Source organism: Streptomyces sp. NPDC042259, from assembly GCF_055582085.1.
Genome location: NZ_JBVJDW010000002.1, coordinates 140,136 through 155,987 on the forward strand (window position 1 = coordinate 140,136; position 15,852 = coordinate 155,987).

16 protein-coding genes are annotated in these 15,852 nt (G+C 72.1%); 11 read left to right on the forward strand and 5 right to left on the reverse strand.

The genetic code is table 11. The annotated features are described in order from the left end of the window. Positions 1-4 precede the first annotated feature (4 nt). Positions 5-925 (reverse strand): nitroreductase/quinone reductase family protein, encoded by a 921-nt coding sequence (locus tag ACZ6MA_RS05860; RefSeq protein ID WP_469431400.1) that lies wholly within the window; start codon positions 923-925, stop codon positions 5-7. A gap of 140 nt (positions 926-1,065) precedes the next feature. Between ACZ6MA_RS05860 and ACZ6MA_RS05865 the strand changes: the two genes are divergently transcribed. The 6 genes from ACZ6MA_RS05865 (at position 1,066) to ACZ6MA_RS05890 (ending at position 7,373) form a co-directional block, all read left to right on the forward strand. Further along, positions 1,066-1,599: a GNAT family N-acetyltransferase gene (locus ACZ6MA_RS05865; RefSeq protein ID WP_469431402.1), complete on the forward strand. Its 534-nt coding sequence runs from the start codon at positions 1,066-1,068 to the stop codon at positions 1,597-1,599. Between the two features lie 272 nt (positions 1,600-1,871). Then, the gene (locus ACZ6MA_RS05870) at positions 1,872-2,993 is read left to right on the forward strand and encodes a L,D-transpeptidase family protein (protein WP_469431403.1); all 1,122 of its coding nucleotides are present in this window, start codon (positions 1,872-1,874) and stop codon (positions 2,991-2,993) included. Positions 2,994-3,091: 98 nt separating this feature from the next. Further along, complete coding sequence (locus tag ACZ6MA_RS05875; protein ID WP_469431404.1) at positions 3,092-3,565, forward strand: VOC family protein; 474 nt, start codon at positions 3,092-3,094, stop codon at positions 3,563-3,565. Positions 3,566-3,781: 216 nt separating this feature from the next. After that, complete coding sequence (locus tag ACZ6MA_RS05880; protein WP_469432254.1) at positions 3,782-4,285, forward strand: 2Fe-2S iron-sulfur cluster-binding protein; 504 nt, start codon at positions 3,782-3,784, stop codon at positions 4,283-4,285. Further along, positions 4,282-5,298, forward strand: a complete 1,017-nt coding sequence (locus ACZ6MA_RS05885; RefSeq protein ID WP_469431406.1) for an FAD binding domain-containing protein — start codon at positions 4,282-4,284, stop codon at positions 5,296-5,298. The genes ACZ6MA_RS05880 and ACZ6MA_RS05885 overlap by 4 nt, the downstream gene beginning before the upstream one ends. Continuing rightward, on the forward strand, positions 5,295-7,373 hold the full coding sequence (locus tag ACZ6MA_RS05890; protein WP_469431408.1) for a xanthine dehydrogenase family protein molybdopterin-binding subunit: 2,079 nt from the start codon (positions 5,295-5,297) through the stop codon (positions 7,371-7,373). The genes ACZ6MA_RS05885 and ACZ6MA_RS05890 overlap by 4 nt, the downstream gene beginning before the upstream one ends. Positions 7,374-7,483: 110 nt before the next feature. Here ACZ6MA_RS05890 and ACZ6MA_RS05895 read toward each other — a convergent pair whose 3' ends face one another. Continuing rightward, a complete protein-coding gene (locus ACZ6MA_RS05895) occupies positions 7,484-7,669 on the reverse strand; it encodes a hypothetical protein (RefSeq protein WP_469431409.1) in 186 nt (61 codons plus the stop codon). Between the two features lie 156 nt (positions 7,670-7,825). Beyond that, positions 7,826-8,278: an SRPBCC family protein gene (locus ACZ6MA_RS05900; protein WP_469431411.1), complete on the reverse strand. Its 453-nt coding sequence runs from the start codon at positions 8,276-8,278 to the stop codon at positions 7,826-7,828. Between the two features lie 299 nt (positions 8,279-8,577). On the opposite strand from ACZ6MA_RS05900, the gene ACZ6MA_RS05905 reads away from it, so the two are divergent. Then, positions 8,578-10,344, forward strand: coding sequence for a serine/threonine-protein kinase (locus ACZ6MA_RS05905; protein WP_469431412.1), 1,767 nt, complete (start codon positions 8,578-8,580; stop codon positions 10,342-10,344). An 18-nt stretch (positions 10,345-10,362) separates the two neighbouring features. Here the strand turns inward: ACZ6MA_RS05905 and ACZ6MA_RS05910 are convergent, their stop codons facing one another. Continuing rightward, a complete protein-coding gene (locus tag ACZ6MA_RS05910) occupies positions 10,363-10,908 on the reverse strand; it encodes an FHA domain-containing protein (RefSeq protein ID WP_469431414.1) in 546 nt (181 codons plus the stop codon). Positions 10,909-11,137: 229 nt separating this feature from the next. On the opposite strand from ACZ6MA_RS05910, the gene ACZ6MA_RS05915 reads away from it, so the two are divergent. Beyond that, entirely contained in the window at positions 11,138-13,006 is a 1,869-nt protein-coding gene (locus ACZ6MA_RS05915; protein ID WP_469431415.1) for a hypothetical protein, read from the forward strand. A gap of 105 nt (positions 13,007-13,111) precedes the next feature. Here the strand turns inward: ACZ6MA_RS05915 and ACZ6MA_RS05920 are convergent, their stop codons facing one another. Continuing rightward, entirely contained in the window at positions 13,112-14,023 is a 912-nt protein-coding gene (locus ACZ6MA_RS05920; RefSeq protein WP_469431416.1) for a putative protein N(5)-glutamine methyltransferase, read from the reverse strand. 251 nt (positions 14,024-14,274) lie between these two features. Here ACZ6MA_RS05920 and ACZ6MA_RS05925 point away from each other — a divergent pair, with 251 nt between their 5' ends. The 3 genes from ACZ6MA_RS05925 to ACZ6MA_RS05935 all read left to right on the forward strand — a co-directional run bounded on the left by ACZ6MA_RS05925 (position 14,275) and on the right by ACZ6MA_RS05935 (position 15,740). Then, complete coding sequence (locus ACZ6MA_RS05925; RefSeq protein WP_469431418.1) at positions 14,275-14,856, forward strand: hypothetical protein; 582 nt, start codon at positions 14,275-14,277, stop codon at positions 14,854-14,856. 93 nt (positions 14,857-14,949) lie between these two features. Further along, positions 14,950-15,384 carry an SRPBCC family protein gene (locus ACZ6MA_RS05930; protein WP_469431419.1) on the forward strand — a complete coding sequence of 145 codons (435 nt, stop codon included), beginning with the start codon at positions 14,950-14,952 and terminating at the stop codon, positions 15,382-15,384. Positions 15,385-15,488: 104 nt separating this feature from the next. Beyond that, on the forward strand, positions 15,489-15,740 hold the full coding sequence (locus tag ACZ6MA_RS05935) for a WhiB family transcriptional regulator (RefSeq protein ID WP_469431421.1): 252 nt from the start codon (positions 15,489-15,491) through the stop codon (positions 15,738-15,740). Positions 15,741-15,852 lie beyond the last annotated feature (112 nt).

Consider the following 15,852-nt stretch of genomic DNA (forward strand, 5'->3'; position numbering starts at 1 on the left):
TCCGTCAGGAGGCCGTGGCGGCCGGTGGGGCCGGTGGGAACGGGATCTCGGCGAGGACGGGGATCAGCGACTCCTCCTCGTAGTCCAGGTGTGCCGTCAGTTCGCGCGCCATACGGTTCAGCTCGGTACGGAAGCGCACGGGGACGGCGCCGTCGATGTCGGCCAGCAAGGCGGCCAGCTCGCCTTGGAGGTGTGCGACCGTGCGGTGTTCGTCCCGGAGGCGGTCCAGCGCGGCGGCCAGGTGGGGGTGCCGGCTCGCGAGCGCGGGGAAGACATACGCGTCCTCGCTGGTGTGATGGAACTCCAGTGACTGGCAGAACGCCAGGCAGTGCTGCCGGATCTGCAGCGCCAGCCCGGGCACCGGAGGCGTTCCGGGCCCGGTGTGGGCCGCCCGGGCGGCGAAGTGGGCGTCGACCTCGGCGCTCACGTGCCGCAGCTGTGCGCGCAGCCAGGTGTGGACCTCCAGGAGCTTGTCGGCGAGGCTGGCGATCTCGTCCGGTCCCTCCCCGGGGGCGAGCCCGGGGCGCTCCAGTGCCATGACCGGCAGCGTTCGGCCGGTGCCGGCCTGGTAGGCGGCGTATCCCGGTGCCACCCGGGTCACCTGCTCGAACAGCCGGTCACGGCGGGTGCCTTCGGCGGGCACCGCTATCGCCTCGAACGTCTCGGTGCCGAGTTCCACCCGCACCAGCGGGTGGGCGAGCAGGTTGTGGTACCAGGCGGGGTGACGGGGCGCGCCGGCGGCGGAGCCGATGACGAGGAGGATGCCTTCGGCGCGGACGTAACCGAGCGGAACGGTGTGCTTCGCTCCCGACCGCGTGCCGGTGGTGGTGAGAAGGAGGAGGTCGCCGCCTTCGAAGGGGCCGCCGACCTTTCCGTCGTTGGCTCGGAACTCCTCGATGACGGACTGGTTGAAGGAGGTGGGCATGAGGTGTCGGATCTCCAGGAAAATACGCGGGTGGCCGCGCTTGCCCACGGGTCGGGGGGAAGGCGGGACGGGGCCGGCTTCCGGTGAGGGTGGCGCGTCCCGGTTGGCTTTGTCCGCCTCCTGTCGGCAGGATGATCGCCGTGACAGAGATTCGAACGCCCCGACTCATGCTCCGCCGCTGGCGCGAGGACGATCTCGGCCCGATGGCCGACATCAACGCCGACCCGGAGGTCATGCGCTGGGTCGGTGACGGCTCGGTCCGGGATCTGGAGGAGACGGCCGAGGACATCGAGAGGTGGGAGGAGGAGTGGGACGACGAGGGCTTCGGGCTGTTCGCCGTCGAGCTGCTCGCCTCCGGTGAACTGGCCGGATGTGTCGGCCTGTCCGTGCCCGACGCGCTGCCCGGTCTGGAGCACGAGGTCCAGATCGGCTGGCGCCTGGGACGGCAGTTCTGGGGGCAGGGGTACGCGTCCGAAGGGGCCCAGGCGACGCTGGAGTTCGCATTGCAGGAGCGTGGCCTCGACCGTGTCATCGCCCTGTCCCGGCCGGGCGACGACGCCTCCCGGAACGTACTGCGCAAACTGGGCATGGCGCGGGAGCGCGAGATCACCCCTCCCGCGTACGGTTTCCCGCTGGTCGTCCACGCCATCGACCTCACGGAGTTCGCCGCGTAGCGGGTATGACGGCCGTCGGCCGTCGGTGACCGGACGCCGTCGGCCCCCGAGATAGCCGGAGTCGGACGTTCCGCCGCACAAACGTTCTTTCCTCATGCAACCGCACAAGCCCGCAGCTCATCTGTAGAGCTGTGGACGGCGTCAGCCGCCGCGCTGGCGGGCCGCCGAGGCTGTGGCCCGCCGCCTTGTTCCTGTTGCTGGAAAGGTCGACTGACGTGCACCTCGGATCGAGCCGTCGCTCCGTTCTGTTGGTTTCCGCTCTCACGGGCTCCATGCTGCTCACCGCGTGCGGGGGCTCCGGTGGCTCCGGTTCCGATGCCGGAGGGGAAGCCAGAATCACCGTCAGCCCGGCGGGCGGCAAGGACGTCGCACTCGGCTCGCCGATAGCGGTGAAGGCGGACGGCGGACGGCTCACCCGGGTGGAAGTCAAGGACGACAAGGGCAACGAGGTCACCGGGCGGCTGGCGGCCGACGGATCCTCGTGGGCCTCGGACGGCAAGGCCGGGCCGCAGACCACCTACACCGTGCGGGCCACGGCGAAGGGTGGCAAGAACGGCAAGGGCAAGGAGTCCTCCTCCACCGCCATCTTCACCACACGGCAGGCCCCCGCGGTCAACAAGCTCACCAACACGCCGAGCAACGGGCAGACCGTGGGGACGGGCATGCCGGTGTCGATCCTCTTCGACAAGCCGGTGGACGAGAGCAAGCGGGCCGAGATCGAGAAATCCCTCAAGGTCACCACCACGCCCAAGGTGGAAGGCTCCTGGGGATGGGTCAAGGACTGGTCCGGCCAGGACCGGATCGACTGGCGACCCAAGGACTACTGGCCGAGCGGGACCAAGGTCTCCGTCAACGGCTCGCTGTCCGGGATCGACTCCGGAGAGGGCGGTTGGTTCGCGCGGAACTACAACTTCGGCTTCACCATAGGCGCCGACCGCAAGGCCGTCATCGACGTCCCCGGCCACACCCTGACGATGTACGAGAACGGCAAGCCCGTCGGCGACATCAAGGGCTCCGCGGGCTCCCCCACCGACCCCACGCGCGGCGGCGTGCACACGGTGCGCAGCAAGAACGCGGCGGAGACCATGGACTCGGCCACCATCGGTCACGGCAACGAGTGGATGCTGGACTCGAAGTGGGTGACCCATCTGACCGCCTCCGGGACCTTCCTGCACTCGGCGCCCTGGAACAACTCCGTCGGTGTGGTGAACAACAGTCACGGCTGCTTCGGCATGACCACCGGTGACGCCAAGAAGGTCTACGACTTCCTGTCCATCGGCTCCACCGTCGAGGTCAAGGGCACCACCAGCACCAAGAAGACGGATGTCGGCAACGGCCTGGAGGTGTGGCAGGAGAACTGGGAGCAGTGGCACCAGCGCAGCGCGCTGAAGTGATCTCCCGCTGCCACGCGCGGTAGCGACGGGGGCCGTCCGGTGCCACCGTGAGGGCAGGCACCGGGCCCGCGACACCGACGAGGACTCAGGAGGACGTCATGCCCCGGATCACCCCCAGTCTCTGGTTCGACACCGAGGGCAAGGAGGCCGCCGAGTTCTACGTCTCGGTGTTCCCGAACTCCGGGATCAGGCGTGTCTCCTACTACGGCGAGGCCGGCCCACGGCCGGCCGGCACCGTCATGACGGTCGAGTTCGTGCTCGACGGCCAGGCGTACACCGCGATCAACGGCGGTCCCCAGTTCACGTTCGACGAGGCCGTCTCGTTCCAGATCGACTGCGCCGGTCAGGACGAGGTCGACTACTACTGGGCCAGGCTCTCCGAGGGGGGCGAGGAGGGCCCGTGCGGTTGGCTGAAGGACAAATACGGGCTGTCCTGGCAGGTCGTCCCCGCCGCCCTGGAGGAGCTGCTGGCCGATCCGGACGCGGGACGCTCCCAGCGGGCGATGAGGGCCATGCTCGGGATGAAGAAGCTGGACGTGGCCGCGCTGCGGGCCGCCGCGGACGCGGCCTAGGCCGTTTCCGCGGCTGGGCCAAGTGACCTGGGTGCGGGCGGGCCGAACGGGTGCCGTCGCGCCCCGGTGCGTTTAGGCGCCGGGGAACCGGGGACCTCGTCACGGTGCTGATGGGACCCCAGCGAAAGGCCAGGCACCGTGGTGACACCACCCGCCCCCGACCGGTCCACCGGTCCGGCCCGGGCCGGCGACCCCGACCGGTCCACCTCCTCGACGGTGACCCTGCGGGTCAACGGCGTTCCCCGGCGGCTGGCCCTCGACCACCGGACGACGGTACTCGACGCCCTGCGCGAGCACCTGGATCTCACCGGTGCCAAGAAGGGGTGCGACCACGGGCAGTGCGGGGCGTGCACCGTGCTGGTCGACGGACGGCGGGCCAACAGCTGTCTGCTGCCGGCGGTCGCGTACGACGGCGCGGACATCACCACCGTGGAGGGGCTGGCCGACGGTGACACGCTGCATCCGCTCCAGCGGGCGTTCGTCGACCGCGACGGCTTCCAGTGCGGCTACTGCACGCCGGGGCAGCTGTGCTCGGCGGTCGGGGCGATCTCCGAGGCGGCGGCGGGCCACCCGTCGTACGTCACCCCCCTGACGGCCGGTCCCTCCGGCCCGCCCGTCCCCCTCTCCCCCGACGAGATCCGCGAGCGGATGAGCGGCAATCTGTGCCGGTGCGGCGCGTACCCGAACATCGTCGGCGCGATCGAGGACGTGACCCGGTGAGGCCGTTCGCCTACACGCGTGCCGACGATGCCGACGCGGCGATCACCGCCCTGGCCGACAGCCCCGACGGGGTGTTCCTCGGCGGCGGCACGAACCTCGTCGATCTGATGAAGCTGGGCGTGGTCTCCCCCGGTCTCCTGGTGGACGTCAGCCGGCTGCCGCTCGCGGAGATCCGGGAGACGGCGGGCGGCGGCCTGTGGATCGGCGCGGGCGTCCGCAACAGCGACCTCGCCGCCCACCCGGCCGTCCGCACCCGCTATCCGGCGCTGTCCCAGGCGGTGCTGTCGGGCGCGTCCGGGCAGATCCGCAACACCGCCACCACGGGCGGGAACCTGCTCCAGCGCACCCGCTGTCTGTACTTCCAGGACATCGGCAAACCGTGCAACAAGCGTGTTCCCGGCAGCGGCTGCCCGGCGCGTGACGGTGTCCACCGCGACCTCGCCGTCCTCGGCCATTCCGAGGCCTGCGTGGCCACGCACCCGTCCGACATGGCCGTGGCCCTCGCGGCGCTCGACGCCGTCGTGCGGCTGCGGGGTCCCGAGGGGGAACGGGCGGTCGATCTCACGGACTTCCACCGGCTGCCCGGCGACGCACCGCACCTGGACACCGTCATCCGCCCCGCCGAACTCGTCACCGCCGTCGAGCTGCCACCGCCTCCGACGGGCCGGTCCACCTACCGCAAGGTGCGTGACCGCGCCTCGTTCGCCTTCGCCCTGGCCTCCGTCGCGGCGGCGCTCGACGTGCGGGACGGCACCGTCCACGACGTGCGGCTGGCGTTCGGCGGTCTCGCCCACAAACCGTGGCGGGCCCGCACGGCGGAGAGCGCGCTGCGCGGGGCCCGGGCGGTGGAGGAGTCCTTCGCCCGGGCGGCCGACGCCGAGCTGTCGGCCGCCGAACCCCTGCGCGACAACGCCTTCAAGGTGCGTCTCGCGCGCGATCTGGCCGTGCGCGTCCTCAGCGGGCTCGCCGGTGCCGACGGCACCGCCGCAGTCACCGAGGGAACCGCCCCATGAGCGACACGAGCACGCCCGGCCCCGTCCGCGTCGAAGGGCGCGAGAAGGTCACGGGGGCGGCGCGTTACGCCGCCGAACACACCCCGCCCGGCACCGCCTACGCCTGGCCCGTCCCCGCCACGATCGCCTTGGGGCGGGTCGTCTCCGTCGACGCGGGCCGGGCGATGCGGGAGCCCGGTGCCCTCGCCGTCCTGACCCACGAGAACGCCCCGCGGCTGAAGGACGTGGACGACGCCACGCTGCTCGTCCTGCAGAACGACCGGGTGCCGCACCGCGGCTGGTACGTCGCGCTGGCGGTCGCCCGGAGCCTGGAGGCCGCGCGCGCCATGGCCGCCGCGGTGGAGGTCGGTTACGCGGCCGAGGACCACGACGCCGTACTGACCGCGTCCCACCCGGGCCTGTACGTCCCCGACGAGGCCAACGGCGGCTTTCCGGGCAGCCGCGAGCGCGGTGACTTCGACACGGCGTACGAGGCCGCCGTCGTGCGCGTCGACGCCACGTACACCATGACGGGTCTGCACAACCACCCCATGGAGCCGCACGCCACGACCGCCTGGTGGGAGGACGACCGGCTCTTCGCGCACGACTCCAGTCAGGGCACCACCACCGTCCAGAAGACCCTGGCCGAACTCTTCGGGATGGACAAGGAACGGATCACCGTCGTCGCCGAGCACGTGGGCGGCGGCTTCGGCTCCAAGGGCACGCCACGCCCCCAGCTGGTCCTGGCCGCGATGGCCGCCCGGCACGTGCGGACGCCCGTCAAACTCGCGCTGCCCCGGCCGCAGCTCGCGGCGGTCGTCGGGCATCGCCCGCCGGTCGTCCAGCGCGTACGGCTCGGCGCGGGCGGGGACGGCACGATCAGCGCCCTCGCGCACGAGGTCACCACCCAGACCTCCACCGTCCGGCAGTTCGTGGAACAGGCCGCCGCCCCCTCGCGCACCATGTACCTCTCACCGCACAGTCGCACCACCCATCGGGTGGTCGCGCTCGATGTCCCCAGTCCGTCCTGGATGCGGGCGCCCGGCGAGGCCTCGGGGATGTACGCGCTGGAGTGCGCGATGGACGAACTCGCCTGTGCCACCGGGGTGGACCCGGTGGAACTGCGGGTGCGCAACGACACGGCGACCGAGCCGGACAGCGGGAAACCGTTCAGCAGCCGGCACTTGGTGGAGTGTCTGCGGGAGGGCGCGCGACGCTTCGGCTGGCACGAGCGTGACCCGCGTCCGCGCTCGCGCGCCGAGGGCCGTCAGCTGATCGGCACCGGCGTGGCCTCCTCCTGCTACCCCGTCTATGTGTCGCCCTCGTCGGCGCGGGCGCGGGTGGACGCGGACGGCCGCTTCTCCGTACTGGTCAACGCCACGGACATCGGTACGGGCGCCCGTACCGTGCTGACGCAGATCGCGGCCGAGGCGCTGGCCGTGCCGATGGAGCGGGTCACGGTCGAGATCGGCAGCAGCGCGCTGCCCGCCGCCCCGCTCGCCGGGGGCTCCTGCGGGACCGCCTCCTGGGGGTGGGCCGTGCACAAGGCCTGCCGGGCCCTGGCGGATCTGATGGGTGAACACGGGGGTACGGTCCCGCCCGGTGGTCTCACCGCCGGTGCCGACACCTCGGACGACATCGAGTCCGAGCCACGCCACGCGAAGTCCGCCTTCGGAGCGCAGTTCGCCGAGGTGCGGGTCGATGCCGACACCGGCGAGGTCCGGGTGCACCGCCTGCTGGGCGTCTTCGCCGCGGGCCGCGTCCTCAACGCCCGTACCGGGCGCAGCCAGCTCATCGGCGGAATGGTGATGGGCGTGGGGATGGCGCTCCTCGAAGGCAGCACCCTGGACGCCCGCTTCGGTGACTTCGCCGAGCGGGACCTCGCCTCGTACCACGTGCCGTCCTGTGCGGACATCCGCTCCGTCGAGGCGCACTGGATCGACGAGCACGACCCTCATCTGAACCCCATGGGCAGCAAGGGCATCGGTGAGATCGGCATCGTGGGCACGGCCGCGGCGATCGCCAACGCGGTGCACCACGCGACGGGTGTGCGGGTCCGTGACCTGCCTCTCCATCCGGAGAAGCTGCTCTTCTGAGGCCCGGCTGCCCGGCCCTGCCGCACCCCGCCCGGGGGCCTGGGGCCGCCCGGGGGCTTGGGGGCGCACGGCCGGGACTTGAAGTCGTCAGGGCCGGGGCCCGGGGGCGTTCACCCGCCGCGCTTGCCCTCCGGCGGGGCGGTCCCCTCCTCCCCCGGCATCTCCTCGGCGGCCGGTGTCTCGATTTCGCGCCACTCCTGGGCGCGTGTCGGCCTCCCGGATCGGGTCAGCCCTTCCACTTCCTTCTTCAGTTCGTCATCGCGCTTGGCGCCGTGCTTGCTGCTTCCCCGGTCCATTCGTTCCTCCTGATCACCACGTACCCGTGGGCTCGGCCCGCCCAGAGGAAGGCCGAGCGGTCGAGTACCCGGCCCTCCTTGGTGCAAACCGGCCGTGGGCCGTGTCCGGGACGCGGCCGTAGCCCGTGTCCGCGAAGTCGTTCCTGACCCGGCGGGTCAGACGATGGTGCCGCGCCACTGGCCGGACTCGAAGCCACGGGACTCGATGAACGTCTTGAAGCGTTCCAGATCGCCCTTGGCCTGGCGGCGGACGAAGCCGAGCTTGTCACCGACGGTGTCGACGAGGCCCTCGGGGGCGTGGTCGAACTGCAGCATGACCTTGGTACGGGCCGTGTCGAGGCGGTGGAAGGTGACCACACCCGCCTGGCGGACCTCACCGGAGACGGTGGTCCAGGCCACGCGCTCGTCGGGGATCTGCTCGGTGATCTCGGCGTCGAATTCCCGGGTGACGCCGTCGACCTTCGTCACCCAGTGGGTGAGGGTCGGCGTGCGCTGTTCGATGCGCTCGACACCCTGCATGAACTGGGGGAACTCCTCGAACTGGGTCCACTGGTTGTAGGCCGTGGTGACCGGGACGGCGACCTCGATGGATTCCTCGATCTGCGACATGGCGTCTCCTCCTCGGCGTCCTGGCTCGGCGAGCCGGACGGAATGGGTCGGTCCACGACCGGGTGCCCGCGATTTCCCGTCTCAAGTCACCGAGTCGGCACACCGGCGAAATCCGGTGGGACGGCCCCGGCTCCGCGTCATGATCGGCGTTGTGACTCTCGTTCTGGACCGGCCACCTGGGGACCGGTCGGCGCGGATCCCGGCGGCCCGAAGGCGGTCCCGCCCCGCGCTTCCGGCGGCGGATGGTGTCATTCCGTTCGTTAGGATGACGATCTTCAATCTGACCGCATCACACGGGGGTGGGTTCCATCGAGGGAAGCGAAGCCGGCGCACTGCGCCCGCCGACAGCGGACGAACCGAGGGAGATAGCCGGCTACCGGCTGCTGGCCCGGATCGGCGAAGGCGGCATGGGGTCCGTCTATCTCTCGCGCAGCCGCGGGAACCAGCCGGTCGCGCTCAAGATGATCCGCCGGGAGTACGCGGGCGACGTGGAGTTCCGGCGCCGCTTCCAGCAGGAGGTGCGGGCGGCGCGGCGGGTGCGGGGCTACCACCTGGTGCCCGTCGTGGACCACGACGCCGACGGTGCGCAGCCGTGGCTGGCCACGGCGTACGTGCCGGGGCTCCCGCTGGACGACGCGCTGAAGACGTACGGGCCGCTGCCGTTGTCCGCCGCGTTCCAGCTCGTCGGCTGTGTGGCCCGGGGGCTGCACGCCGTGCACGCCGCCGGTGTCATCCACCGTGACCTCAAGCCCGGCAACATCCTGCTCGGCGCGGACGGCCCGTGGGTCATCGACTTCGGCATCGCGCGCGCCGCGGAGGCCACCCGGCTGACGCGTAGTGGCGGTTTCATCGGCACCCCGCAGTTCATGTCGCCCGAGCACGGCATCGGGGCCGAACTCACACCCGCCACCGATGTGTTCTCGCTCGGGCTCATCGCCGCCGTGACGGCCACGGGCCGTCACCCCTACGGCTCGGGCAGTCCGCTGACGGTGGCCACCCAGATCGCCAACACCGCCCAGCGGCCGCCGGATCTGTCCGGTTATCCGGAAGCGCTGCGGGCGGTGCTGGAGCGCTGTCTGGCCGCGGACCCGGCGGCCCGGCCCACGCCGGGTGAGCTGGCGGAGCTGTGCGAGCGGGCGTCGGGCCGACAGGCGCGTGCCTTCGACGGCTGGCTGCCGGCCGATGTCACCACGGCCGTGGCGGCACGTGAGCGCGAGGTGGAACTGCTGCTCACGGGCGCGGAGCCGGAGCCGTCGGCCCCGCCGGAGAGCGAGCCGCGGCGGACGGCCACCTATGTACCCACGCAGGCGTCGGCGCCCGCCGACGGCCACCGGCCCGGTGACTTCGTGCACAGCGCGCCGACGCGGGCCGCGAGCGCGGGTCACACCGCACCGCCCGTGCCGTCCGCGCCGCCCGCATCTCCCGCGACAGGGGCCCCTGCGCCCCTGTGGCGGCGGCGGACCCCGACGGCCATCGCCCTCGCGGTGACGCTGGCCGTCGTGGCCGGTACCGCGTGGGCGCTGTCCGGCGGTGACGGCACGTCCGGGTCGACGGCGGAGGCGGCGGACAAGAGCGCCCATCAGAGCGCACGGCCCGCTCCCGAGGGGAAGGGCAAGAGCGCGGACGCGGCGCCCGCCACCAAGGCCCCCAAGCGCTACGAGGCCCTCTTCACCGACCGTCCGCTGACCATCGCCACTCCCGCCAATTCTTTGGTGGGCGTGGATCTCGACGCGCCGAGGGTGTCACCGCGGGGTGACATCCCCGACCACGATGTCGAACTCACGTACATGTCGCAGTGGTTGTCGTTCCGCAAGGCGACGGCCAAGAGCAAGGGGACGACGCCCGAGGAGTGCCGTCAGGCGGTGGACACCGCGCCGCTGCCCTCGGAACTCACCCGCAAGGGCCTCGTCGAGGAGGGCGTCCTGAAGGAGGGGGACGTGCTGTGCACGGTCACCTCGAAGGGGAACCTCTCGATGTTCAAGATCACTGAGGTGACGCCGACGGGACGCGACCTCGACCCGCCCACGTACGCCGGCACGCTGACGCTGTGGAAGCCGCCCGTCTGACCGGCGCGCGGGGCGGGCTCACGCGGACAGGCGGAAGTGAAGACTGCCGAAGGCGACGTGGTCGCCCGGGCGGACGAGCACGGTGCCGGCGATACGGAGCCCGTTGACGTACGTGCCGTTGCGCGAGCCGAGGTCGGACAGCCGCCAGGAGTCGTTCAGATACCGCAGTTCGGCGTGCCGGCGGGAGACCGTGTCATGGTCGAAGCGCAGATCCGACAGCGGGGAACGGCCGATGCACAACGGCTCGGTGTCCGGCGCGGGGAGGCGCAGCCCGGGCAGGCGCGCCGTGTGCCATGCCTCGCGCAGCCGGACCCCGAGGGCCGAACAACGCGCCACCGCACGGACGATGGCGTCCGAGAGGCTTCTGCGGGCCGGCAGGTCGGCCACGATGACGTCGATCTCGGACCGGCTGCGGGCGGTGAGGACGATCTGCATGCGGTGCATGAACGTGTCGTGCGAGAGCCGGCCCTCGCCGGTGCCGGCCCGCAGCACGTCGAGCGCGCGATCCCGCTCCGCCTCCGACGGTCGCCGGCTCACCTGCGTACGGAAATCGGGAGACGTCATGGGGTGATTGTCCGTCCATCCGGTCCCCGGTGTCCACAGCCGACGGGAAGGACACGGCCCGTCCCGGCGCGGGGCGCGACGGCGGCCCGCGCCGGGGTGGTGTCCTCACCCCGCCGCCGCGAAGAACGGTCCTGATGCCGCCTGTGAGGTGTGATTGGGCGAATGCGGGAGTACGTCCTTTAATAGGGACCTTATGTTCTCTCCGCGTTCCTTGATCACATATCCGCGCATGGTGCGCCACGCCTCCGCGCTCGGCGTGGGGCTGCCGCCCGACGAGGCCGTCGTCGTCGACGCCCCGGACGCGCCGCTGCGTTCCGCGCTCGTCGCGGCCGCCTCCGGCGACTTCGGTGCGGCCCGTGACCTGCTCGCCGCCACCCGCCTCGACATGCGGTGGGAGCGCCGCGACCGTTGCGTCGCGGACCTGGCCTCGTTCGCGCTGCACAACCCCGGCTGGCTGGACGCCTGGCTGACGGCGGTGCCCGGGGACCCGGACGCCATGCTGGTGAAGGCGGACCTGTGCGTCCAGCAGGCGTGGGAGATCCGCAGCTCGGCGCGGGCCGACGAGGTGAGCGAGGACCGGTTCCGCGGCTTCTTCGCACTGCTGGAGGACGCCGTCCCGGTGATCGGGGCGGCCGTCGAACTCAACCCCGCCGACCCGGTTCCCTGGCGGGTCGCGCTCACGCACGCGCGCGGCTGCCAGGCCCCGCGTGAGATCTTCGACAGCTACTGGGAGGAGGCCACGGCCCGCTCCCCCCATCACTTCGGCTGCCACTCGACGGCCCTGCAGTACCTGTGCGACAAGTGGTACGGCTCGCACGAGGAGATGTTCGCGTTCGCCGAGCGCGCGGCCGATCAGGCACTGCCCCCGTCCAAGCTGAGATCGCTGCCGCTGCAAGCAGCCGTCGAGTACGTCGTCGTGGCCTCCGCCGTCGCGGACGGGCCGATCGCCCCGGCCCGGATCGACGCCGCGATCCAACGGGCCCTGGAGATGGTCGCGCACTACGAGGCGGGGGACCCGGAGGTCGCCGACGTGCGCAACCACCTGGCCCTGATGCTGGCGAACGCGGGCCGTTGGGCGGAGTCGCTCGAGCAGTTCCGGGCCATCGGCGTGCACGCCACCGAGTTTCCCTGGGCCTATGTGGGGGACCCGCGTCAGGAGTTCCTGGAATTCCGCACCGGGGTACGGATGCGGGTCGCGGGAGCCACCCCGTTCTTCGGCCGGCCCCCGCAGCCGGCCGCGGTGCCCGCCCCCGGCCCGGCCGGTGCGATGACCGCCGGGACGCGGACCGCCGACGGGTCCTACCCGTCGGCGGAACACCGCTCCCTCGCCGTGGTCTCCGCGACCCTCGACACGGTCGCCGAGGCGAACCTCAGCTCGGGGCCGCCCCTGCGCGTGGCCACGGCGGCCAACGGCTGGCACACCCTGGTGGAGATAGCGCTCCATCCCGACCCCGCGCGCCGCGGCTCACCACACACCCGGGACCGGCTCTTCACCGCGGCGGGCACCTTCACCACCCGGGAGCGGTGGCCCGCCCTGATAGTCCACCGGTCGGGAGACCGGCACGGCTTCACCCTGGTGCACCAGGGCAAGCGACTGGCCGAACACCACTGGGACCCGGCCGCCCCCGTCCCCGACCTCGACCGGGTGACGGCCACGGCCCAGGCGTTGGCCACCACCTACGACCTCGCGGACGTCCGTCCGCTCATCGCCCTGCTGCGCGGCTCCGACGACGCCCCGCGCCGCGAGGCGGACCTCCTCACGGCCCTGCGCATACCGCCTCTGCCCGCGGCCTTCGGGTCCCGCGCGGAGGCGCTCACCGAGCTGCCCGACGCCCGGATCCTCACCCGCCCCGGCGCGATGGGCGACTGGGAGAAGGCCGCCACCGACGGCCAGGCACCCCACCGCGTCTACACCGTGCGCAAGCCCTGGCACTGGTGGACGCCGCGCCTGCTGTTCCTGCCGCTCTGCATCACGATGGCGGTCTGGGGCTGGACGTCGGACGACGTGATGTTCCTGCGCCCGCTGCTCGCGACCCTCTCGGCGCTCTACGTCGGCGCCCAACTGACCGGCGCCTGGCGCCGCCGGCCCCGCGGGTGAGTTGCGGTAGGCCACTGCGGGCCCGTGGCGCCCGCAGCGGCGGTTGACCCACCGGAGGCCGGGGCCGTACCGGTCGGCTCGTGGGGCGGTACGGCCCCGGTACGCCTACCGGGGCCGTCGCTCCTCCGTGGACGCGGTGGTGGGCCTGGTTCCGATGACGACGGTGGCGTCGAGGTCGTCGCAGTCGACCACGCGTGGGACCAGGCCGTTGGCGGCGAAGGCTTCGACGGTTCGCGGTGCCTGACGCTCGCTCGTCTCGATCAGCAGGTGACCGCCCAATGCCAGCCACAGCGGTGCCGCCGCGGTCACCCGTCGTTGGACGTCCAGCCCGTCCGCGCCGCCGTCGAGCGACACGAGGGGCTCGTACAGGCGGGCTTCCGGGGGCAGCAGGCCGATCGCCTCGGTCGGTACGTAGGGCGCGTTCGCCACGAGGACGTCGACGCGGCCCCGCAGGGTGGTGGGCAGGGCGTCGTAGAGGTCGCCTTCGTAGACCCGGCCACCGGACGCGGCGAGGTTGCCGCGGGCGCAGCGCACGGCGGCGGGGTCGATGTCGGCGGCGTGCAACTCGACCTCGTCCAGGGCCGCGCCCACCGCGGCGCCGACCGCGCCCGAGCCGCAGCACAGATCGACGACGACGGCGCGCGGACGGTTGTGGTCCCGGCCCCCGTGGGCGGTCCCGGCGGCGGTGGCCGTGGCCTGCCGGGCGAGGGCCACGGCCTGTTCGGCGAGGAACTCGGTGCGGCGGCGGGGTACGAAGACGCCGGGGTCGACGGCTATGCGCAGGCCGTGGAACTCCGCCCAGCCCAGGACGTGTTCGAGGGGAAGGCCGGCGACCCGGCGGTCCACCATGGCGGCGAGGTCGGCGGAGGTCCGTGCCGTGGAGAGAAGCAGTTCCGCCTCGTCCTCGGCGAAGACACAGCCGCCGGCGCGGAGCCTGGTGATGATGACCGAGCGGGAGAGACCGGAAAGATCGGTAAGACCGGAGAGAGGGGAGAGCGATGACGGGGAGACCGACATGGGAAGCCTTTCGGGATACCGAAGGGCGCTCTCCCGGTCACTGTGTCAAGTGGACCGTACAGCCGTGAGATGAGAGCACCCAGCCTGCTACAGCGGTAATGGGTCTCACCTCCTGGGTCGTTCCGTACTGGAGCCGACAACATTACATGATCGGCACCTGGAGGCGAATACCTCGGCCCGACGCTGACATCGAACCACCGCGCCCCGGCCCCCGCACCTACGCGCGATCGGGGGCGGGGGATGATCGGGGTGTGCGGACAGGGACAGCGGGCATCGGCGGACACGAGTCGTATGGGCTCGGGGTGACGGTTTCGGCGTTGCTGGCCGAGCTGGGGTTCGCGGCCGCCGCCCTGTGGTCCTGGGGAGCGGCCCACCCCGGGCCCGGGGAGGACAGCGGTGCTCTGGTCGTCGTCGCGGTCCTGCCCGTCCTTCTGCCGGTCGTGGCCGGGGTGGCCCTGGTCCTCGCGCTGACTTTGGTGATGCCCACGGTCGCGTTGGCCCGCCTGGCGGGCGGGCGGTGGGGTGGAGCGGGGGCCTGGTGGTGGGTACCCGCCGCGGCCTCGGTGGTGTCGGCAGCCGTGATCGCCGTCGTGGGGTCGTGGGCCGGGTGGTGCGGGAACGTGGCGGCGCCGCACGTCTACCTGTGGTGGTGGCTCGCGGTGACGGCTCTCATCGTCCCCGCCGGTCTGCTGGCCCGGCTCGCCCGGCGCCGCGCCGCCGAGGGGCGGCGGCTGCGGGCGCGCACGGTGCTGTTCGGCGGCTGCGGGGGCGTGACGGTCTTCTTCGGGGTGCTGCTGACCGTCGCGATCGTGGTGGAGTCCGCCGTCGGCTGACGCGGGCACCCCGTGGCCGTCCCTCCGCCTCGGCGCCGGACTCGCCCGCGGTGGCCGGCGGCCCGCCGTGGTGTGGCCGCCTACGATGCCGTCATGGCCACGTTCCTGATCGAACGCCAGTCACGGTTGTCCGTTGACGCCGCGTGGCGCCGGCTCACCCGCTGGGAGGACCACGCGGCGCATGTCCCGTGCACGCGGATCGTGGTGGTGACGCCGCACCGGCTCGGGGTGGGGACGAGGTTCGTGGCCCGGACGGGGGTGGGACCCGTCGGCTTCGACGACACCATGGACGTCGTCCGCTGGCAGCTCCCCTCCGCCGCCGTCCCCGGCCGCTGCCGGCTGGAGAAGCGGGGTTCGGTGGTCACCGGCTGGGCCGAGCTGGAGGTACGCGCGCACGGCGGGGGTTCGCGGGTGGTCTGGGAAGAAGACCTCCGCATCCATGGGTTGCCGCGGCTGTTCGACCCACTGATCGCCTGCTCGGGCCGGCTGATCTTCGGCAGGGTGGTGCGTCGTCTGCTGGACGGCTGACGCCCCCGGTTCGCGGTCGGCGCCCGGGATGAGGAATACGCCGGGGCTTCCCGGCAACGCGAAGAGGAAGAAGCCGATCCGACCGCGACCGAGGGAGTTGCCACGTGAACTGGCGACAAGACGCCGCCTGCCGGGAAGAGGACCCCGACCTGTTCTTCCCCGTCGGCACCACGGGCCCCGCCGTCACGCAGACCGAGGACGCCAAGTCCGTGTGCCGTCGTTGCCCCGTCATGGAACAGTGCCTGGGGTGGGCCATGAACTCCGGTCAGGAGTACGGGGTGTGGGGCGGTACGAGTGAGAAGGACCGACAGGCCATCCGTACGGGACGAAGGCAGTATGCCGCCAGCGCGCGTTGAGGCGATCGCCCTCGCGTGTCCGTGGGTTCGGGGGGGGGGGGGGGGGGGGGGGGGGGGAAAAAAAAAAAAAGAAAAAAACAAAAAAGAGGAGAGGAGGAGAGGGGGGAAGGAG